Raw genomic sequence first — 20,857 nt, forward strand, 5'->3', positions numbered from 1 at the left:
TGTTTGAATTAACTCGTTTATCGATAAATTCTAACGATTGGTTATATACAAAAACGATAGGTTACATAAAAATAAATGTAAACGCATATTATGCCTAATGTGCTTTTGTTATACAACTATACTTATAGAACATAGAACATAGAACATAGAACATAGAACATAGAACATACCTCAGCTTTTTATTTAGCGAGGTTTTATTTTTATTCGTCCGCTAAATATTGATGCTGTGCTTGAAACTCTGTGACATCGTGCACATATTAGGCTCAAGGTAAGCAACTCTTGCTAAGAAATCTTCCAAAAATTATTATTATCTTAAATCTTATTTATATTAAGGAATACCGTTTATGCTATTTCATCCTCCCAAGAACCCTGTTGAGCTCAAAGTGCTCCATCTCAATAAAGCCCAAGAGCAACGCCGCGAAGATTTACTTGAGGCAACTCAAGGCAAGGTGGCATTGAAACAGTTCAAAAAAACGATGGCAAAAAAAGCCAAGCAAGCTCTAAAAGTCAAAAACAAACGTAAAAGTAAGAATGACAGCCAGCAAGTATTTGTACTGGATTTTGACGGTGATATAAAAGCCTCGGCGGTCAAGCATCTACGCGAAGAGATTAGCACCTTAATCAGCACGGCGGATGCAGGTGATGAAGTTATCATCCGTTTAGAGTCGCCAGGTGGCATCGTCCATGGTTACGGGCTGGCCGCCGCGCAGCTAGTACGTCTAAAAGAAGCGGGTCTAAAGCTGACGATATGTGTGGACAAAGTTGCAGCCAGTGGTGGTTATATGATGGCTTGCGTCGCGGACAAAATCGTCGCTGCACCGTTTGCAGTTATTGGTTCAATTGGTGTGGTATCTCAATTACCAAACTTCCATAAATGGCTCAAAAACCACGACGTTGATTATGAGCAATTTACCGCAGGCGACTATAAGCGCACCGTGACCGTATTTGGCGAAAACGATGACGAAGATCGGGCTAAGTATCAACAAGAGCTTGAGCAAACTCATGAGCTGTTTAAGCACTTCGTCAGCACTTATCGCTCTCAGCTTGATCTTGATAAAGTCGCCACGGGTGAGCATTGGTATGGTGAAGATGCGCTAAAATTAAAACTAGTGGATAAACTACAGACCTCTGATAGCTATATTTTAGAGCTAATGGCAGATAATGAAGTCTATGCGCTGCATTCTCGTCAAAAACCAACCTTAGCCGAAAAATTAGGCTTAGCACAAGCGGCAGAGGCAACGCTTAATATAGCAGTAGATAAACTGCCTGACGCCCTAGCGCGTTTGGACTTTAATAATCGATTCAATATTTTAAAGTAGCGTTGTTTACAGTAGCATTCATTAAAGTGGCACTTGTAAAAGTAGATTTATGCAGCAGTAATCCAATTTTTATTAAAGGCATTTGAAGGCAGCATCTGTTCTTATTTTGTAAAGGCGTGACCTAACTAGTCGCGCCTTTTTTGCTGTTTATTAGTAGGTGCTATGTTATAAATAAGTCTGCAAAAATAGTAAACGCCTGTACACTATAAATCACATGATGCTTTTTTGCTATTGTGGTCTATAAAATAAAAAGTTAAGGCAAAAAACGATAATATAAGGATGTTAATGATGTCTACTAGTGATTTGATGTTTACCACAAGCGCCCATGGTCAAGCAATGCATAGCCAAGTAAAAGAATTTATCGCCAATAAAATTGCGCCGATAGAAGCGCAGTTCTGGCAAGACTGTCATAAGCTCAATCCTGATGGAGACTGGAAAAAATGGCAGTGGCCAGCCGCTTATGAGAGCTTGCGTAAGGAGGCTCGTCAAGCAGGACTTTGGAACTTATTCTTGCCAGATGACACGCTTGGCGCAGGATTATCGGTTACGGACTATGCACCTATTGCCGAGCTAACAGGGCATAGTCTGCTTGCGCCGCATATCTTCAACTGCAATGCACCTGATAGTGGAAATATGGAGCTGTTATGGCGTTATGGCAGTCCTGAGCAACAAGAAAAATGGCTCACGCCGTTGCTAGATGGTAAGACGCGGTCGGTATTCTGTATGACTGAGCCTGCTGTAGCCTCAAGCGATGCCACTAATATGGAAGCAACCGCTGTCATTGAGGGTGATGAGATCGTTATCAATGGTAGTAAATGGTGGTCATCAGGTCTCGGTGATCCAGCAGTCGATTTGCTCATCGTTATGGCACATACCCCAGATGAAGCCCAAGATCGTCATCATCAGCACTCGCAGGTGCTAGTACCTGTTAATACTCCTGGCGTCAAGATTGAGCGGATGCTCAAAGTATTCGGTGATTACGATGCCCCGCATGGACATGGTGAAGTCAGTTTTAATAATGTGCGAGTGCCAGTAACGAGCTTTATCGGTGGTCCTGGTATGGGGTTTGAGATCGCACAAGGTCGCTTGGGGCCTGGTCGTATTCATCACTGTATGCGTTGTATCGGTGCAGCAGAGCAGGCCTTAGAGCTTGCCATTCATCGTGGTATGACTCGCAATGCCTTTGGCAAGCCTATACTACAATTGGGCGGCAATCTTGAGCGGATAGCGGAGGCGCGTATCAAGATTGATCAAGCGCGTCTTATGACTCTATATGCCGCGCAAAAGATGGATAGTCAAGGCACCAAAGCGGCATTAACTGAGATATCGGCTATTAAGGTTGTCGCGCCAACGGTACTACAAGAAGTCGTCGACATGGCGATTCAGATTCATGGCGGTATGGGAGTTTGTCAAGATACTATGTTGCCAGGCTTCTATGCGCAGGCTCGCGTGTTGCGTTTGGCAGACGGTCCTGATGAAGTTCACAAAACCATGATTGCCAAGCTAGAGCTTAAGCGTCAAGGGTTTAGCCGCAAGCGCTAACGGTTAGCAGTATCAAAGCTAGTAATACTGAGGCACCTAATGCTCTATAGACTATCCAAGCTTAGCGGCTGGATAGTTTTTATAGAGTTTGTCACTGAATAAGCATTGACTATTGATAAACATAAACTATTGAAAAACGTAAAATCAAACCTACGATAAGGATTATCAGATGGCAGACAATAACAACAATAGAGATGAAGAAGTCTTAGATAAAGGTGATGACGTTCGTGAAGGCGAAGAGCTTGATGGAGAGGCTGTTAGCGTATGGCTGCGAGGTCAGGGTCTTGATGTTAAAGGCGATCCCATTATCACGCAATTCGCAGGAGGCGCATCAAACTGGACTTATCGTCTGCAATACAATATCCTCAATAAAGACAATAGCCTCAATGAAAACAATAGCCCTGATAAAAACCAAGATTTAATTCTACGTCGCCCGCCCAAAGGCACCAAAGCCAAATCGGCTCATGATATGGTACGTGAGTACACCGTGCAGCAAGCGCTGGCAGGTGTCTATCCTTACGTACCAAAAACGCTTGCGCTGTGCACCGATGAGACAGTTATTGGCGCAGACTTTTATGTCATGGAGCGCTTAGAGGGAATTATTCCGCGTGCTAATTTACCCAAATCGCTTGATTTGGATTCGACTCAAATCCGCAAACTGTGTACCAATGTCATTGATGCCCTAATTGAGCTGCATCAAGTAGACTATCAACACCATCCCGATCTAGTAGCGCTAGGTCGCGGGGCAGGATATTGCGAGCGGCAGGTGACAGGCTGGGACAAGCGTTATGTCAAAGCTAAGACCCCAAATACCCCGAGCTTTGCGCTCGTTAGACAGTGGCTCAACAACCATATTCCTAAAGACAGTAAAACTTGTATCATTCATAATGATTGGCGTTTTGATAATGTGGTTTTAGACCCTAATGATCCCACCCAAGTGATCGGGGTGCTCGATTGGGAAATGGCAACCTTAGGTGATCCGCTAATGGATTTAGGGAGCGCATTGGCCTATTGGATCGAAGCGGATGACAATGCGATCATGCAACAAGCGCGTCGTCAGCCCACGCATCTAGAGGGCATGATGACTCGCGATGAAGTGGTTGAGTATTACCTCTCTAAGTCAGGACTCAAGCTCGATAATTGGGCTTTTTATGAAGTGTTTGGTCTGTTTCGCCTAGCAGGTATTATTCAGCAGATTTATTATCGCTATTATAATAAACAAACCAGTAACCCCGCCTTTAAGAACTTTTGGATTATCAATCACGTCCTCCATGCAAAATGCTTGAAGCTCATCGCCAAGCATGAGGGCGAAGCTATGTTTATGAGCTATGTGCAGCCGCACCTGCAAGATCGAGGCATAGATGCTGCTACTATTAAGCAACTACCAAGTCCATTACAAGCGGTGATAAAAAGCGTATTACCTAAAGCTTATTTTAAGCAAGAGATCGATGATGATTCAAAAAACACGGATGAATAACGGCGCTTACTTCTCTCAAATTGAGCCAGTAGTAACTATATAAATATAATAGGCCACTCTTTATGATAACCCTTCTGTTAGCTCGTCATGGACAAGCCTCCTTTGGACAAGAAAACTACGACCAACTCTCAGAGCTTGGAGTAGTACAGGCTAAGAGATTAGGTGAGCATTATGGCAGTACCCAGCGCCGTATCGATGCGATATTTAGTGGCAGCTTAGTACGGCAACGTGATTCAGCTGAGCACTTTTATCAAGCTTATCGGTCAGTCTCAAATCATGATTTAGGTATAAAGCCTATTTTTGATAAGAGCAATCCTGAGAGCTGTGTTTTGCCTATTTTTAACGAATTCAATCATGAAGATGTCTTTGTAAAATCCAATCCTACCTTATCTACGCAAGCTCAGATCGCAGCTGAGCTTAATCGTAACAATCAGCCTATTTCCCGCTTAGGTGAGCTGTTTGGTCAAGCTATGCAGCGCTGGCATGCAGGCGAGCATGATGATGAGTATCTTGAGAGCTGGCCGCAGTTTAGTGCGCGGGCCGTGCAAGGGCTAGAGGAGCTACGCAACCAAGTTGACGCTAGGCACAATCTAAATGCAGATAGCCTAGACGCAGACAGTACGGTGCTAGTATTTACCTCAGGTGGTGTCATCGCTGCTATCACTGCGCATTTATTGAAGCAAAGCAGTGCAACCGCTTATCAATTGACCCAAAGTTCAGTCAATACGGGCGTCACTAGCATTATTGTTCAACAGCAAAAGTTGCAGCTGCTCTCTTATAATGAGCACAGTCATCTGTTTAGCAAAGGCAAAAGTCTAATAACGAAGCACTAATAACGAAGCTTAAGTAACGAAGCACTAATAACTAAATGCTAATTAATGATCTAATAAGAATAGTCTTTGAGATAGTAATGAATTAAAGGTTAATTAACAGCTCCTACATAATTGTTATGCATAAGGAGAGTAATAACCCTTATAATAGCGACTTTAACTCGACAATTTTGGAATCAAAAGTCAAGCTTATTATCTTATATCTATAGACATCGAGAGGACTGTTTATGCAGCATAAATTATTTAATTTAGTGACCCAAACCGCTAAGCAAAGCAAAGATCAAGCTTATAGTGCTATTCAGCCTGCACGTTATCTAAAGGCGCGAAACAAAAAACAGGTCGGTCAAGACAAAACGGTTTTGATCACAGGTGCCAGCTCAGGTCTAGGTGAGGAGATGGCACGACTATTCGCTAAACTTGGCTATAATCTGGCAATTTGTGCGCGGCGTACGGATCGCTTAGAGCAGCTCACAATCGAGCTGACAGACAGTTATCCTACTATCCGGGTGGAATATAAAGCCTTAGATGTTAGTGATTACGATGCTATATTTAAAGTATTTAATGCCTTCAAAGCGGACTTTGGGCAAATTGATCGCATAATTGTCAACGCAGGCGTTGGTGAGAGTCGCCGTATCGGTAAAGGTCGGTTTGAGACCAATCGCCGCACCGCTGAGATTAATTTTGTGTCAGCGTTAGCACAGTGTGAAGCAGGTATGCAGATATTCCGCGCGCAAAATAGTGGGCATCTGGTAGTAATATCGAGCATGTCAGCCATGCGCGGCTTGCCTAAACACATGACCACTTATGGCGCTACTAAAGCAGGTTTAGCGCATTTAGCTGAGGGTATCCGTGCGGATATGTTGCTTACTAACTTGCCGATTAAAGTATCAACTATCTATCCAGGTTATATCCGTACTGAGATCAATACGAATGCTAAGCCGTTACCATTCGAAGTAGATGTCGATACGGGCACCAAAGCGATTGTTGCTGCGATCGAAGCTGAGGTTGATGAAGCTTGCGTACCAAGCTTGCCGTGGTCGATAGTCGGTCAAGCAATGAAGCATTTACCTTTGAGTGTAGTCAATAAGATCAGTTAATTTGATGAGACTCTTATTAACCCGTATTTGTCAGTTAAAATTTATCAAACAATATAAAGCCCTTTAAACTAATCATAGCTTAAAGGGCTTATTCAATAATTTTATAGTGCTTTTGGCAATGTTGCTCCAAGCTAATGCTGATAGCTGATAAAATAAAAATGGCTATCAGCATTATTTATTAGCATGATTGGCAATCGCTTGTGTAATCATAGCGTGCAGCTTTGATGGTACGCGAATCGGTCTAATTGGAGCAACATTTGTCATAGTGGCGGGAGAATCTACTATTTTCTCTGATTCATGACTAGAATTGGAGGTTTCAGGCTGCACTTGGTTTTGTACGCAAGCGATCACGATTCTAGCACTGCTGAGTAGTGTATCAGCTGGATTAATGGCAACCGCTAACTCTGCGTTTTTAGCCTTGCGATGAATGCTTTGATAAAAGATAATGCTGGCAGGTTTTAGCTCCACTTTATCGATACGTGTTTCAATGATCTCATCGAGTAAGATTGCTTTACGATAATTTAATTCGGCCTGAGAGACGACAAAGTGCTGCACTTGACCATTATCCGCTTGCAGGAAATAACCATTGAGTCCAATTTTCGTAAACCAATCACGGCGAGCATTCTCAAAAAACACTAAATGATTTGCATGGTAGACTATGCCGCCTGCATCAGTATGATTGATATAGATGTGATATTCTGTTGCAAATAGAGGCGTAGTTACGCTAGCGACTGTATCGCTACTTGCATTGTTACTGGTATCATTGTTTGTATGGTTAGAGATCATATCATTGCCTGATAAATTTTTAGTGTTTGTAAGTCGTTTATAACGGTTCAAGATGCTGATTAAACTTAGCGTTTGTAGAATAGCTACTTTAGCGTAACGGTCAAAGTTGAGCAATACTTAGACCATTTTAGGTCTGTTATTGTAGGTTAGTAAAGAACCCGTCTCAGTTCAAGACATCAGCTCAATACGTCATCTCAACACGTCCTAAAGAGCGTCAACAAGGTTGTAGATATATCTTGTAATAGATCCAACCCTCAAATAATAATAGGTTAAACAATGGCTTGTTTTGTTAGTTTTAATATCAATGGTATTCGCGCCCGTCAGCATCAGCTGGAAGCCGTACGTGACATAATCGATCCCGATGTCATGGGTCTACAAGAAACCAAAGTCCATGATGATCAGTTTCCACTCAGCGATGTCGAATCACTAGGATATCACGTGGAATACTTTGGTCAAAAAGCGCATTATGGGGTAGCACTGGTATCAAAGATTGCACCGATATTTGTACAAAAAGGCTTTCCTGGTGAAGACGCGGAGGCGCAAAAACGCTTTATTCATGCGCGTTACTTATTAGGTGGTCGTGAAATTGATGTGCTTAATGGTTATTTTCCACAAGGTGAAAGCCAAGACCATCCCACTAAATATCCTATGAAACGTGCTTATTATGCTGATTTAATGACTTATATCGATACTCTCAAAGCTGAGGGGCGCTCATTGATTGTTATGGGTGATATGAATATTGCGCCAGAGGACATCGATATCGGTATAGGGGAGGCCAATGCCAAGCGCTGGCTCAAAAATGGTAAGACCTCGTTCTTGCCAGAGGAGCGCGAATGGTACGAGGCGCTGATGTCACGCGATCTTATTGATACTTATCGTCAGCATTATCCTGATAGTCAGGAGTTGTATAGCTGGTTTGACTATCGCAGTCGCGGCTTCAACGATGAGCCTAAGCGCGGCATGCGTATTGATCATATCTTATGTACGCCCGATCTAACGGATTACTGTGTTGACGCAGGTATCAGCTACGAGCTACGCGCTATGGAAAAGCCTTCTGATCATGCACCGATTTGGTCAACTTTCGATTTAAGCAAGTAACTGCTTGAGTGTTTTAACCATTGAATAATAAAATGGTAAAAATATAGGCTTTTTAAAACAGAGTTTTTGAATATCTATAACCATAAATAAGGACTCATTATGGCAGTCGGCAACATTGCAGTACCAGATACTATTTATCCTATCGATGGGATTACGCTTAGTGCTACGGCAGCGGGTGTGCGCTATAAAGATCGTAATGACTTAGTGCTCATTAAGATAGCAGACAGTGCTACCACAGCAGTAGTCACCACTAAGAACACCTTTTGTGCTGCGCCAGTGCGAGTACTACGCACGCATTTTGATCAAGCAAGTCCGCGCTACTTAGTTATTAACACTGGCAATGCGAATGCGGGTACGGGCGCTGATGGTTTGCGCCGTGCCACTGATATCTGTACTGAGCTGGCAAGCAAAGCGGGCATTGATGTCCGTTCAGTTCTGCCGTTCTCAACGGGCGTAATTGGTGAGCCACTAAATAGTGAAGCGATAATCACAGGCTTAGATCATGCCTTGACACAGCTCAAGTCAGATAATTGGCTGGCGGCAGCAGACGGTATTCGTACTACCGACACTGTCCCTAAAGTTGCTAGCCAAAAGCTCGATATTGCTGGTAATAGTACTGCTCAGAGTGGCAGCTACCATATCACTGGCATCTCCAAAGGCTCAGGGATGATACGCCCTAATATGGCCACTATGCTTGGGTTTGTGGCGACTGATGCTAATATTACCGCTGATCTGTTACCAAAGATGCTCAGCGCTATTAATGAGAAATCCTTTAATCGGATTACTGTTGATGGTGATACTTCTACCAATGACTGCTGTGTGTTAATAGCAACAGGCACTGCAAGTACAGAGCTTATTGACAGCACCGATCACCCGCATTATCAGCCATTATTTGATGCTTTAAGCGCCGTGTTTATGCGTTTGGCGCAACTGATCGTTCGTGACGGTGAAGGCGCTACTAAGTTTATGACGGTCAAAGTGACAGGTGGCAAGACGACTCAGGAATGCTGTGATGTGGCTTACGCTGTCGCTCACTCGCCATTGGTTAAGACGGCGTTTTTTGCCAGCGATGCCAATTGGGGTCGTATATTAGCAGCAGTTGGTTATGCAGGTATAGATGATCTGGACACTGAGCAAGTCGATGTGTCGCTCAATGAGGTCTTAATTTGTCAAAACGGCATGGTTGCACCAAGCTATACTGAGGTGGCTGGCAAGGAGGTGATGAGTCTTCCTGAGATTACTATACACATAGAGTTAGCGCGAGGAGAGGCTAACGATACGGTTTATACTTGTGATTTATCTTATGATTATGTCAAAATAAATGCAGATTATCGTAGCTAATCAACAGCTTATCAGATAATTGTATTTTAACGGTTTATCCAGCGGTCATAAACTAGTATTTATATAGTAATAACGGTAGTATTGAACAGATAGAATCTAATTTATGACTGTTGCAAACTTTGACGTATAATTACAAAGCAGTTATAGAGTGTAAGGTTTTATGCGTTTTATAATGAGCGCCAGTACAACAATAAAGTATTTTAACTGAGGATAATTTAATGAAAAAATTAGCAATTGCAGCATTAGCATCAACTTTCGCATTAGCAGGTTGTTCTACTATGGGCCTTGATGATGAGCGCGCCATGGTCGTTGATGGCCAACCAGTCAACGTAAAAGTCGTTAACATCTCAAGCTTCGAAGTAGAAGTAGCTCCACGTAAAGCTATTTGCGAGTACACTGCTAACGACGGTAACCGTGTTGAAGCTGAGTGCCTACAGTATCGTCAAACCTTTAATAAGAACTACAATACGCTTAATGGCAACATTCAAGGTTTTTCTTATGAGCCAAACTACCGTTATATCTTAGACCTACGTCAAGAAGCAGTAGCTGATGAAGCATCTGGTATGGTTAAGCCTGTATGGATCTTGAATGAAGTTATCTCAAAAACTGCTGAGTAATTTAGTTAAATAGATAATTAGTTAGATGGATAGATAGTTTTTATTAAGCTATCTAAAGCCGCCTGTAATAATAAGCAAATAGTGATAAGCAAAAGCCTCTAAAATATTAGAGGCTTTTTTGTATTTATAAATTCTATTTGTGGATTATCAGCCACGAAAACTGTTATCAGGCATGATTAACACTGACTGTATTTGACACTCACCCCTTGTGATGCGGTAGGAATACGATTATCAGCGTAGACCGCCAATCCGCCACGTGAGGTTTCTTTATAATTATCCAGCATATCAGCGCCCGTTTGCTTCATGGTTTCGACTACTTTATCGAATGATACAAAATGCTGACCATCACCACGACAAGCAAGACGAGCAGCATTAATGGCTTTTACTGCACCCATAGCATTACGTTCAATACAAGGCACTTGTACTAAACCGCCAACAGGATCACAAGTTAATCCTAGATTATGTTCAATGCCAATCTCAGCGGCGTTGAGACACTGAGCAGGGTCACCACCCATAATCTCAGCTAGAGCCGACGCGGCCATCGCACAGGCAGAGCCGACCTCACCTTGACAGCCCACCTCAGCACCAGAGATTGAGGCGTTCTGTTTAATCAAACTACCGATAGCCGTTGAATTTAGCAAAAACTTACGGGCGCCGTCCGTGCTATAGCTGGCTAGAAAGTCGCGATAATAATGCATTACTGCTGGGATAATACCAGCTGCGCCATTAGTCGGAGCGGTGACCACATTGCCGCCATTGGCGTTTTCTTCATTGACCGCTAATGCATATAGATCGACCCAGTCCATAGCTGCAAGCTTATCACTTATAGTGCTTGGCTGATCTTTTTCATCACAAAGTTGCAGGTATAGTGCTTGGGCACGGCGCTTGACATCAAGACCTCCTGGCAGAATACCACCGTTTTGACAGCCACGAGTGACACAATCTTGCATCGCCTCCCAAATAGAATCCAAATAAGCAAAAACCTCGTCTTTATCACGATAGTGACACTCATTAGCCAATACCAGTTCACTGACACTCAATCGATGTATGCGGCATTGCTCAAGTAGCTCTGCTGCAGTATTAAAAGGGTGGGGAATAGAACCAATGGAGGGAGCGGCACTATCTTCATCAGGATTATTGGCATCAGCATCATTAATAACGAAGCCACCGCCCACTGAATAATAAGTTTGCTGATAGCGAGTACCATCAGTTAATATCGCGCAGATAGTCATAGCATTAGGATGATAGGGTAGTACCGTATCACCGTACCACTGAATATCACGCTCAGTATTGAACGCGACACTATGCTCACCTGCTAAAGACAATTGTTTATCAGAAAATATAGGCGTGAGGTACTGACTGGTCAGACGAGTGTCAATAGTGCTTGGCGCGTGTCCTAGCAGCCCAAGTAGTATTGCCGTGTCAGTAGCATGACCTTTGCCCGTAGCCGCTAGCGAGCCATATAACTCAACTTCGATAGCAGTGACATCGCTCAGCGCTGCACGCTTGCGTAGGGAGGCTAAAAATAAGTTAGCGGCGACCATAGGGCCCACAGTATGTGAGCTTGATGGGCCAACACCGATCTTAAATAAATCAAAGACACTAATCATAATAAATCATCCATGATGAGTTAAAAAAATCGTAATAATAAAAGATGCTATATGTGATATCTACCTTTGATATCTAAAGCACTTAATGTTTACAACGATTTTCTTATCATTTTTAATTGAGTTTCGAATTTTGAGCTTAAGTTTTAGATTGAAAATACTATTGAAATGGTAAGCGGATTAGAACTATAAAAAGTGAGTCAGTATTTTGTTTAGAAATAAGTAAGCTTGCCAGTCTAGTAGACCTTTGTGGTTCAACAGGTATAGCAATAAACGCTTTTTTTTAGTATTAAATTCCGTTATGATGCACAGCATCGTTGTCAATGTAACATTCTGTAAAGGCATGAATATCGTAAGCTCTGTAGCAAGCCTGCATTATAACCAATTAGTTTGATAATAACCTATGATTATCTATTGTATATACAGCCTACAGTCATAACTAAGAGCTGTCATTCCATAATAGAAATAACTCGTTGCCTATAATTTCAAAGGTATTATATCAGTCCTATGTCCGAAATAGACCAAAAGGAACCAGCGCGTATGACCTCACCCTCAGAGCATTCTTCAGCAGATAATCCCATAGATAACAACTCACCTAATGCATTACATAATGCTGGTGTTGATACCGCTTCACTGAGCTATTCAGACAATCCAGACTTTGAAAACGGTCGGTGGTTCCCGACATGGCGACCTTTTAAAGGTGATTTGGATCGTAATCCAGTAGGGATTAATGAATATCTACCCGCTGGTAAGAGTTTCTTGCTAGGTGTACAGCATACCTTTGCTATGTTTGGCGCAACAGTGCTTGCGCCATTATTGATGGGCTTTGATCCTAATCTGGCGATCCTTATGTCAGGCATCTGTACGGTGATGTTTTTTGTAATCACAGGTGGTCGTATGCCCAGCTACTTGGGGTCGAGCTTTGCTTTTATTGGTCCTGTGATTGCAGTGACCGCCTATGCAGGTGTGGGTTTTAATAGCAATCTTGATGTCGCTTTAGGCGGTATTATGGTCTGCGGTATTATTTATGCGTTAGTAGGCTTACTGGTGGTTAAGACGGGGACGGGCTGGATTGAGCGCTTGATGCCGCCTATTGTTACAGGTGCTATTGTGATGATTATCGGTCTCAATCTAGCGCCAGTGACCATTCAAGGCGTGTCTGCCAATCAGTTCGATGCTTGGATGGCAGCCTTTACGGTGCTGCTCATCAGTGGCGTGGCGGTTTTTACTCGTGGTATGCTCAGACGCTTGCTATTACTGGTCGGCTTGATACTGTCTTATGTGGTTTATTATATCGTCACTAACTTGTTAGGATTTGGCGTACCGATTGATTTTAGTAGTGTCGCAGCAGCGTCATGGTTCGGTCTCCCTAGCATTCACACCCCGCGTTTTGAGATGAGCGCTATTATTTTGATTGCACCTGTGGCCTTTATTTTGATCGCAGAAAATTTGGGGCACTTTAAGGCGGTTGAGGGGATGACCAAAGCTCGTGTGACCCCTTATATGGGTCGGGCGTTTTTTGCTGATGGGTTAGCGACGACGTTTTCGGCGGGCTTTGGCGGTACGGGCGTGACCACTTACGCTGAGAATATCGGGGTAATGGCAGTTACTAAAGTCTATAGCACAACTATCTTTGTCATCGCAGGTATTGTTGCTATTGCTTTAGGCTTATCGCCTAAGTTTGGCGCTATTATCCAGACTATTCCACCAGCGTTATTAGGCGGCGCCTCTATCGTAGTCTTTGGTCTAATCGCTATCGCTGGGGCAAAAATTTGGTTTGATAGTCATATCGACTTTAGCAAGAACAGTAATCTCATTATTGCAGCGGTCACTGTGATTATGGGAACGGGTAATTTTAGCCTACACTTAGGGGGATTTGACTTAGGCGGTATCGGTACAGCGACGCTAACCGCCATCGTGCTGAATGCTTTATTTAATCTTCAAAAAGATTGATTTTTTGCATAGTGTAAGCCAGTATTTACGCTAACTAAAGACAGCTTAAATCTGATTGGATTTAAGCTGTCTTTAGTTTAAAAGTCATTTTGATCAATAGCTTATTTATAATGACGCTTATAAAATTTGGCAAAAAATCGATAACGGCCTAAGGCACGCGGTTTGGGTTTCAGCGATCCTAAGAAAATAGCAGCCATGGTCAAAATAGCGCCCGCCCATTGCAAGGTATTAATAGGCTTATCCAGCCAGCTATAATCAATAATGAGTGCAGCAATCGGCTCAGTGAGCAATAATAGACCAACCATAGTAAGCGATAGTTTAGGTATTGAGTAGGCAATCAAGCCCCATGCCAAGCACTGCATTATCGCACCATAGACTACTATCCAACCCACTTGTGACCAAGTCGCAGGCATGATGGCGCCTTGATCAAAGATCAGCATTGGAACTACCATTGCCAGTACTCCACCGATGCTAACCAGCTGCATTAAGATAAATATGGAGGTGGGCTCAGTATCATGGGTCTTACGGATAAAGGTCATTGATGCCGCTAGCATAGCACCTGAAACAATACCCGCTACAAACCCCCAAGTCGCATCGGTATTTTGCGCAAATTCAGGACTACCAATTAGTGCCACACCGAAAAGCGCCATACAAAGACTCAGTAGCTGTAAAATAGACTGGCGTTCATTAAAGTATAAAAACCCAATCGCCGCTAAAAAGAAGATCTGTAAGCTGTTGAGTAGCGTTGAGATACCAGGGCCGACTGCATGAATACTCTCATGCCAAAGCGCTAAGTCTAGACCCAAAAACGCGCCTGATAATAAGCCATAAACAATAGCGCGACGCGAACGAGGCAGGCGTTGCCCCATCATCTTAGCTAGTATAGTAAAAATTATTCCTGAAACCGCCAGACGCCAAAAAGACATGGCCCAACTGCCAATAGCGACATGAGCAACAATTAGGCTACCCAAACCAAAAATAATACAACCGATAGCTAAGCCAATAGCAGCGGAGGGTGAAGGATTATCAGCCATAAAGTACTCTAAGCTTTTTGAACAAACGACAAGTGTAAACCTTATTACTCCTTAAATGAAGACTTGCGGATTTTCTTTATTTTATAACCACAATGAATTCATTCAAAGCTTACCGTTATTTTCATAGAATGCATCTATTCACAGAACGCATCTAGGGCTTAGCAGCGCTATTTGCTAAGCTAACCCTTAGATGATTCAATGACTCTTATATTCAGCAATTTACCCGTACCAAGCTTAGGTTTTACTATGATTCAACGTCACTTATCTCAAGAACCTCGTCAATCAATACAGCAATTACCAAGCGCAAAGCTAGTGCCTATAACCTTAGCTTTATTCGCTGTGCTATTCACTCTGTCAAGTGCTCAAGCGGCTAGCTGTAAGATCCCTAAAAGCTACTATAAAAGCGTCGCTTGCAGCTCAAGCAGTGGCTATTACTTAGCGAGCAAAGACTTTGGTGCGCCCGTAGCTTTGATAGATTCTAAAGGCAAGCCTGTTGTTGATTTATTGCGTTATCAAAAGGTCGCAGCTGATAAAATAGCAAGCGGTCTAATACCCGTGCAGCGTAATGGCCGCGTCGGTTATATAAATATGCAAGGCCGCGAAGTCATCCCTACGATGTACGATGCTCTGCGAGAGTCAGGAGGCTGGGCACGAGCGGTAAGCGACGGGCGCATTATCGTCAAAAAAGACGGTAATTATGGGGTTATAAACACTAGTGGTAAGATAATCGTGCCTTTTTCATCAGGCTTTAGCGATATTGATAATTATCGTAATAGCATTGCGCAAGTACGCAAAAACAAAGCAATTAGCTGGTTGAATAAAAATGGTGATACTGTAAGTGATCCCAATGGCGCTCCTAATAGTGCTACTAAAGTCACTACTAAAACTGATCCTGATAAAAAGGTCTCTACCGTACAACCAGCAACAAAACCTGCCACCTTTACTACGCTACAGCCTGCTCAGCAAGACGGCAAATGGGGTTTTGTCGATGAGAAAAATACCATTATGATTACCTACTCATTTGATGAAGTCAGACCTTTCTCTGAGGGCTTAGCAGCAGTGCGAATAGAGGATAATTGGGGGTTTGTCAACTTAGGCGGCGAGTTAGTCATTCCCTTTAACTTTGCAGACAATACTGCCACCACTGTGAACAGTGAGTCTATGTTTGTATTCAAAGAGGATAAAGCGTGGACGGGTACGCTTAAAAGTGGTGATAAAGTATGTATCGATAAAAAGGGAAATATTACCGATTGCGATATTGTAAAAGCACTTGATAAAAATGACAGCAATTTGCCTAATAACACTAGCGAAATCAGCGAAATCAGCGAAATCAGCGAAATCAGCGAAATCAGCGAAATCAGCGAAATCAGCGAAATCAGCGAAATCAGCGAAATCAGCGAAATCAGCGAAATCAGCGAAATCGGTGAGATTAACGAAGTCAGTGAGATTAACGAAGTCAGTGAGATTAACGAAGTCAGTGAGATTAACGAAGTCAGTGAGATTAAACCAACTAACGAAGTCAATGAGACCCGAGAGGTGAGAGAAATCAGCGCTCCTAGCTCTGTCAAAGATTTGGGCAACATTACGACGACTTCTGTCGTGTCCAAAATAACACTCACTACTCCAAAACCTGACTCTGTTATAACGCTAAAGCCTGCCAAGCAAGATGGCAAATGGGGATTCATTGATGAGCAAAAGGCTATTGTGATTGCTTACGCATTCGATGAAGTGCGACCCTTCTCAGAAGGCTTAGCTGGGGTACGCGTTGATGATAAATGGGGCTTTATTGACCTAAAAGGTGAGTTCGTTATTCCATTAAGTTTTGTGCATGATACGGTGCAGAGTAATGAAAATTTTGATGATATGTTTTTATTTAACAACGAAAAAGCGTGGATAGGTAGTCTGCAAAATGCTGACAAACTATGTATCAGTAAAGAGGGCAATAAGGTTAGCTGTGAGTAAAAGTACAGTGATAAAAAAACGGATAGTGATCACTATCCGTTTTTTATGTTAAGTACTAAATTTGCATAATTTTTAATCTAATAAATGCTTGCTGATCAAGTCAACCAAATAGGGCTGATAGTAGCCTGGAATATCATGTGCCATGCCCTCTATCAAGTAGAACTTAGCCTTGGGTATAGTCTTAGCGACCACGCGTCCTTGTGATGCAGGCAGCAGCCCATCAGCGCTACCATGAATGACGATAGTGGGTGCTTTAACTTGCTTGCTAAATCGGGCGATGGAGCCTGAGGACAAAATAGCATTAAGCTGTTGTACTGTGCCTAATGGGTGAAAATTACGCTGGTAACGCAATTTGGCAATCTCACGTACGGTACGCACATTGACATGTCCTGGCGTCCCGACCGTTTTCATAAACCAGACACTATGACGAACAATATCGCGCTCAGAATGGCTCTCAGGTCTATTGATCAAAGTATAGAGCTGCTTGGGGCGTGGCGGTTTTAAAAAGGCGCGATTAGTCGTAGTGAACATCAATACCATTCTATTGACTAAACTGGGATAGCGCGCCGCGACGATTTGCGCGATCATACCGCCCATCGAAGCCCCTAGCAGATGAGTGCTTTTTAAATTTAGCGCCTTAATCAAGCGCACCGTATCCTCTGCCATATCGGTCAAGTTATAAGCTACTTGTGCTGCTTTATTGGATAGCCCTGTTTGCAGACGTAGCATCATTTTTAGCTGACTGACACGCGGTAAGCCCTCGATCTGTACTTTTGAAGATAGACCAATATCACGATTATCAAAACGAATGATAAAAAATCCAGCATTAATAAGACGTTTGATAAAGTCATCTGGCCAAAATATCATTTGTGAGCCCAGACCCATTACCATCAACAATGGCGGATTATTTGGATTACCACCAGCCTCGACACACAGCTTGATATTATCGCCGATGTCGATCATCGCTTGTTGCAAATGCTCGCTAAGATCTGATGCGCGCCAGTGATGCGCGCCAAAACGCTCCCATTCAGGTGTCGGGTAGTTGACCGCGTTTTCAGTACTAACGTTCTCAGTAATAGAGTTGGCAGTTAGGTTTGGCTTATTGGGTTGGGTCATGATCTCTCCTGCTCACAGTGTCATCGACTTAAACTTCCATCATCTCAAAATCTAATTTGCCAACACCACACTCAGGACAAGTCCAATCATCAGGGATGTCATCCCATGCTGTACCAGGTGCGATACCCTCTTCAGGGCAGCCAAGCGCTTCATCATAGATCCAGCCACAGACAATACATTCATAACGTTTCATATATAATTCTACCTATTATTACTATTGTTGCTTGCAATATGTGTCTTAAAATATTTCTGATACCATATTACATTGGAAATTATAGAGCACAAGTTATTATATTGTGCGTTCAAAACGGCGTAGTTTAGCATATAACCGATCTATACTGGGTTAAGTTTACACTTGTATATTGAAAGTATAGCGTATTTTTATGAGCGCTTGCTAACAGACTACGAGTTTTATCTTATTCAAATGGTGACAAAACTTTATCGGCTTTGTAGGGCATGAGGTGACGGATAAAACAGGGGTCAGGATAGCCCTTATGTTATGATAGGCAACGCTAATTTTTGATAGCAATTCATTAACTAAATACCCAAATACCTAACTATAATGAGAGAAAGATGAATACTGAGCATCCCTTTTGGCAAGTGATTCGTACCGTACCAGATTTTCCTATAGCAGGTATCGATTTTTATGATATTACCCCTTTACTGCGTAGTCACGTTAATGAAGTCGTCGATGCGATGTTAGCTACATTACCGGTAGGGCTCATGGACGAGGTAGATTGCTTAGGTGCAGTTGAAGCGCGCGGCTTTGTGTTTGCAAGTCTGCTGGCAGGACGATTGGGTAAAGGTATGATATTGCTGCGTAAACCTGGTAAGTTGCCGCCACCAGTCGCTAATAAAGCGTATGCGCTAGAGTATGGCAAAGATACCCTTGAGATGCAAAATAATTTGCCTCCTGAGCGCGTGCTGCTAGTCGATGATATTTTAGCGACAGGCGGTACATTGACCACTGCTTATGAGCTGTGCAAATCTGCTGATCATACGGTGGTTGGTGCGCTGGTATTACTGGACTTGGTAGAGTTACATGGTGAGTTTCCAGTGCCTGTTTATACCGTTTTAAAAGCTTAAGTTGGTTTTTAATGTTTAGCAAAATTTTATAAGAAAATTACTTTAAAAAAAACTAGAATAGGCGTAGGGCGCATTTTATGCACCGCTGAGTTAAATCAATAGTGCATAAAATGCACCCTACAAAAAGTTGAAATAAATATTAGTTTTCATAATAAAAATTACAGTGCTAAAGAAACTGAAGACAGGCCAGCGTACTCAGTGCCTTTAGAGAGTACATAGCGCTTATTAGTTTCGCCATCGGTCAAGAATCCGCCAAAGGTTTGTGATACGGCACTGAATAAAATAATACTAACGGCACTTAGCGCCTCTTCAGCTAGTACGTCAGTATGTAATAGCTCTCTTGCGTGAGCAACGCTGATAACCGCGCAGCTTTCATTTTCACTCAAACGTGGGTTTTTTTCTTCGTTATAGTTCTTATAACAAAAGGCGATTGAGATATATTCTTCAGAGCCTGCCAGTTCTGCTAAGAATTCTTTATCGATATGATTGACCGCTTCAATGCATCTCACTGCTGGCTGCTTTTTTAGTGGCTTTAGACGTTTGCTATGGACGATGTGAATAAACACTTCTTGCTGAGGTTGTTTAAATTTTGACTTTAACATTGAGTATCCTTTTCAATTGAAAGAGGGGTGAGCAACTTGCTAAACCCTAGTGACTAATAACAACATTATATAATAATATGTTGACCAATTAGTCAGGTATTTTTATTTTTTATAAATAAAAAAAGCTGGGTTAAAAACCCAGCCTATAAATACTTCTAACACGCCTTAGTTAGTAGCAAATCAAACTAACGAATAGCCGCCAATGTTTGTGCCAATTCATCACGCGCACCTATAAAGCCGTCGATGCCTTTTGGGAGTAAGTTTTGAGTGACTTTATCTTGCTGATAGGCCTTACTAAATTGTTCATGAGTCAAGCTTATTTTATTCAAATTATCCATAGCCATTGACATATCAGGTGATAACTGGCGAGTAACCTCAGTATCCATAGCAGCCAGCTCATCAATGAGATTGGGTGCGATAGTCAATAAGTCACAACCTGCCAGCGCCAGTATTTGCTCAACTGAGCGAAAGCTGGCGCCCATAACTTGGGTCTTATAACCATGCTGCTTGTAATATTGATAGATAAGCTTGACTGACTGCACACCCATATCATCGGTAACAGGTACATTCTGGCGATTCTGTTGACGCTTTTGCCAGTCTAAAATGCGACCGACAAAAGGAGATATCAGAGTCACACCCGCATCGGCACAAGCAATGGCTTGATGCTGACCGAATAACAATGTCAGATTGCAGTGAATGTTTTGAGTCTCTAAATAACGCGCTGCCTCTATCCCTTGCCAAGTCGCTGCCATTTTTATCAGTACGCGCTCTGAGTCGATACCTGCCTTGGCATAAGCGTCCATAAACTCCAGCGCTTTATCGATGGTCGCCTGAGTATCATAAGACAAGCGTGCATCGACTTCGGTAGACACACGGCCCTCAATCAACGCCAAGATATCACGGCCAATCTGAATGGTGAGTGCATCAATCACGGCATCGACGTCGCCTTGATGGCGGTTCATCATATCAGCTAGCATCGCTTGATTATCAGGCTCGATAAGCGCTTTGGTAATTAGGCTTGGATTGGTGGTAGCATCTCTAGGTTTTAGACGCGCAATAGCGGTAAGATCACCTGTGTCGGCAACAATAGTAGTCATAGTGTGAAGCTGCTGTAGAGCACTCATTGCATATCCTTGAAATTAATTTAGAATGAACATGGTTATTCGTTGTTCGTTGCAAGTTTGACAAAGGTTTGAGAGAATATCTTGAAACTTTACCATAGTTTGACCTTGAATTTCGCTGACAATATCAACTTGAACCTTAAATGAATTAATTTGAAGCAATTTAGCCCATTTAGTTTATTTTCACATGGGCACTCAGCATAGTTTTTGCTATAGTAGGGCGACAGTTTAATTAGCTACTACTGTTTAACATGCCGTCAATGCTGTTA

18 protein-coding genes are annotated in these 20,857 nt (G+C 42.6%); 11 read left to right on the forward strand and 7 right to left on the reverse strand.

The features are described from left to right. Positions 1 to 344: 344 nt before the first annotated feature. The 5 genes from sohB to Q9G97_RS06230 all read left to right on the forward strand — a co-directional run bounded on the left by sohB (position 345) and on the right by Q9G97_RS06230 (position 6,265). Positions 345 to 1,319 carry a protease SohB gene (gene sohB, locus Q9G97_RS06210; RefSeq protein ID WP_305900158.1) on the forward strand — a complete coding sequence of 325 codons (975 nt, stop codon included), beginning with the start codon at positions 345 to 347 and terminating at the stop codon, positions 1,317 to 1,319. A gap of 306 nt (positions 1,320 to 1,625) precedes the next feature. Continuing rightward, positions 1,626 to 2,861, forward strand: a complete 1,236-nt coding sequence (locus Q9G97_RS06215; RefSeq protein WP_305900286.1) for an acyl-CoA dehydrogenase family protein — start codon at positions 1,626 to 1,628, stop codon at positions 2,859 to 2,861. Positions 2,862 to 3,030: 169 nt separating this feature from the next. Next, positions 3,031 to 4,338: a phosphotransferase family protein gene (locus Q9G97_RS06220; protein ID WP_305900159.1), complete on the forward strand. Its 1,308-nt coding sequence runs from the start codon at positions 3,031 to 3,033 to the stop codon at positions 4,336 to 4,338. 62 nt (positions 4,339 to 4,400) lie between these two features. Continuing rightward, positions 4,401 to 5,171 carry a histidine phosphatase family protein gene (locus Q9G97_RS06225; RefSeq protein WP_305900160.1) on the forward strand — a complete coding sequence of 257 codons (771 nt, stop codon included), beginning with the start codon at positions 4,401 to 4,403 and terminating at the stop codon, positions 5,169 to 5,171. Between the two features lie 392 nt (positions 5,172 to 5,563). Next, on the forward strand, positions 5,564 to 6,265 hold the full coding sequence (locus Q9G97_RS06230; RefSeq protein ID WP_305900287.1) for an SDR family oxidoreductase: 702 nt from the start codon (positions 5,564 to 5,566) through the stop codon (positions 6,263 to 6,265). A gap of 171 nt (positions 6,266 to 6,436) precedes the next feature. Here the strand turns inward: Q9G97_RS06230 and Q9G97_RS06235 are convergent, their stop codons facing one another. After that, the gene (locus Q9G97_RS06235; RefSeq protein ID WP_305900161.1) at positions 6,437 to 7,051 is read right to left on the reverse strand and encodes a thioesterase family protein; all 615 of its coding nucleotides are present in this window, start codon (positions 7,049 to 7,051) and stop codon (positions 6,437 to 6,439) included. A 276-nt stretch (positions 7,052 to 7,327) separates the two neighbouring features. Between Q9G97_RS06235 and xthA the strand changes: the two genes are divergently transcribed. The 3 genes from xthA (at position 7,328) to Q9G97_RS06250 (ending at position 10,107) form a co-directional block, all read left to right on the forward strand. Next, positions 7,328 to 8,149 carry an exodeoxyribonuclease III gene (gene xthA, locus Q9G97_RS06240; protein ID WP_305900162.1) on the forward strand — a complete coding sequence of 274 codons (822 nt, stop codon included), beginning with the start codon at positions 7,328 to 7,330 and terminating at the stop codon, positions 8,147 to 8,149. 99 nt (positions 8,150 to 8,248) lie between these two features. Further along, complete coding sequence (argJ, locus tag Q9G97_RS06245; RefSeq protein WP_305900163.1) at positions 8,249 to 9,490, forward strand: bifunctional glutamate N-acetyltransferase/amino-acid acetyltransferase ArgJ; 1,242 nt, start codon at positions 8,249 to 8,251, stop codon at positions 9,488 to 9,490. 218 nt (positions 9,491 to 9,708) lie between these two features. Further along, on the forward strand, positions 9,709 to 10,107 hold the full coding sequence (locus tag Q9G97_RS06250; RefSeq protein ID WP_305900164.1) for a DUF4377 domain-containing protein: 399 nt from the start codon (positions 9,709 to 9,711) through the stop codon (positions 10,105 to 10,107). Between the two features lie 176 nt (positions 10,108 to 10,283). Here Q9G97_RS06250 and Q9G97_RS06255 read toward each other — a convergent pair whose 3' ends face one another. Then, on the reverse strand, positions 10,284 to 11,717 hold the full coding sequence (locus Q9G97_RS06255) for an L-serine ammonia-lyase (protein ID WP_305900165.1): 1,434 nt from the start codon (positions 11,715 to 11,717) through the stop codon (positions 10,284 to 10,286). 537 nt (positions 11,718 to 12,254) lie between these two features. Between Q9G97_RS06255 and Q9G97_RS06260 the strand changes: the two genes are divergently transcribed. Next, a complete protein-coding gene (locus Q9G97_RS06260) occupies positions 12,255 to 13,667 on the forward strand; it encodes a solute carrier family 23 protein (protein WP_305900166.1) in 1,413 nt (470 codons plus the stop codon). 101 nt (positions 13,668 to 13,768) lie between these two features. On the opposite strand, the gene Q9G97_RS06265 is transcribed toward Q9G97_RS06260, so the two are convergent. Continuing rightward, entirely contained in the window at positions 13,769 to 14,701 is a 933-nt protein-coding gene (locus tag Q9G97_RS06265; RefSeq protein ID WP_305900167.1) for a DMT family transporter, read from the reverse strand. Between the two features lie 246 nt (positions 14,702 to 14,947). Between Q9G97_RS06265 and Q9G97_RS06270 the strand changes: the two genes are divergently transcribed. Continuing rightward, positions 14,948 to 16,663, forward strand: coding sequence for a WG repeat-containing protein (locus Q9G97_RS06270; protein ID WP_305900168.1), 1,716 nt, complete (start codon positions 14,948 to 14,950; stop codon positions 16,661 to 16,663). Positions 16,664 to 16,735: 72 nt separating this feature from the next. On the opposite strand, the gene Q9G97_RS06275 is transcribed toward Q9G97_RS06270, so the two are convergent. Both Q9G97_RS06275 and Q9G97_RS06280 read right to left on the reverse strand, forming a co-directional pair. Continuing rightward, a complete protein-coding gene (locus Q9G97_RS06275) occupies positions 16,736 to 17,779 on the reverse strand; it encodes an alpha/beta fold hydrolase (protein ID WP_305900169.1) in 1,044 nt (347 codons plus the stop codon). A 28-nt stretch (positions 17,780 to 17,807) separates the two neighbouring features. After that, a complete protein-coding gene (locus Q9G97_RS06280; protein ID WP_201573299.1) occupies positions 17,808 to 17,972 on the reverse strand; it encodes a rubredoxin in 165 nt (54 codons plus the stop codon). Between the two features lie 380 nt (positions 17,973 to 18,352). On the opposite strand from Q9G97_RS06280, the gene Q9G97_RS06285 reads away from it, so the two are divergent. Continuing rightward, positions 18,353 to 18,865, forward strand: coding sequence for an adenine phosphoribosyltransferase (locus tag Q9G97_RS06285; protein WP_305900170.1), 513 nt, complete (start codon positions 18,353 to 18,355; stop codon positions 18,863 to 18,865). Between the two features lie 158 nt (positions 18,866 to 19,023). Here Q9G97_RS06285 and Q9G97_RS06290 read toward each other — a convergent pair whose 3' ends face one another. Together Q9G97_RS06290 and Q9G97_RS06295 are read right to left on the reverse strand one after the other, a co-directional pair. Further along, positions 19,024 to 19,467 carry a hypothetical protein gene (locus Q9G97_RS06290; protein ID WP_305900171.1) on the reverse strand — a complete coding sequence of 148 codons (444 nt, stop codon included), beginning with the start codon at positions 19,465 to 19,467 and terminating at the stop codon, positions 19,024 to 19,026. 185 nt (positions 19,468 to 19,652) lie between these two features. Continuing rightward, positions 19,653 to 20,591, reverse strand: a complete 939-nt coding sequence (locus Q9G97_RS06295) for a transaldolase (protein WP_305900172.1) — start codon at positions 20,589 to 20,591, stop codon at positions 19,653 to 19,655. Positions 20,592 to 20,857 lie beyond the last annotated feature (266 nt).

The sequence above is a fragment of the Psychrobacter sp. M13 genome, from assembly GCF_030718935.1.
Classification (GTDB): Bacteria; Pseudomonadota; Gammaproteobacteria; order Pseudomonadales; family Moraxellaceae; genus Psychrobacter; species Psychrobacter immobilis_G.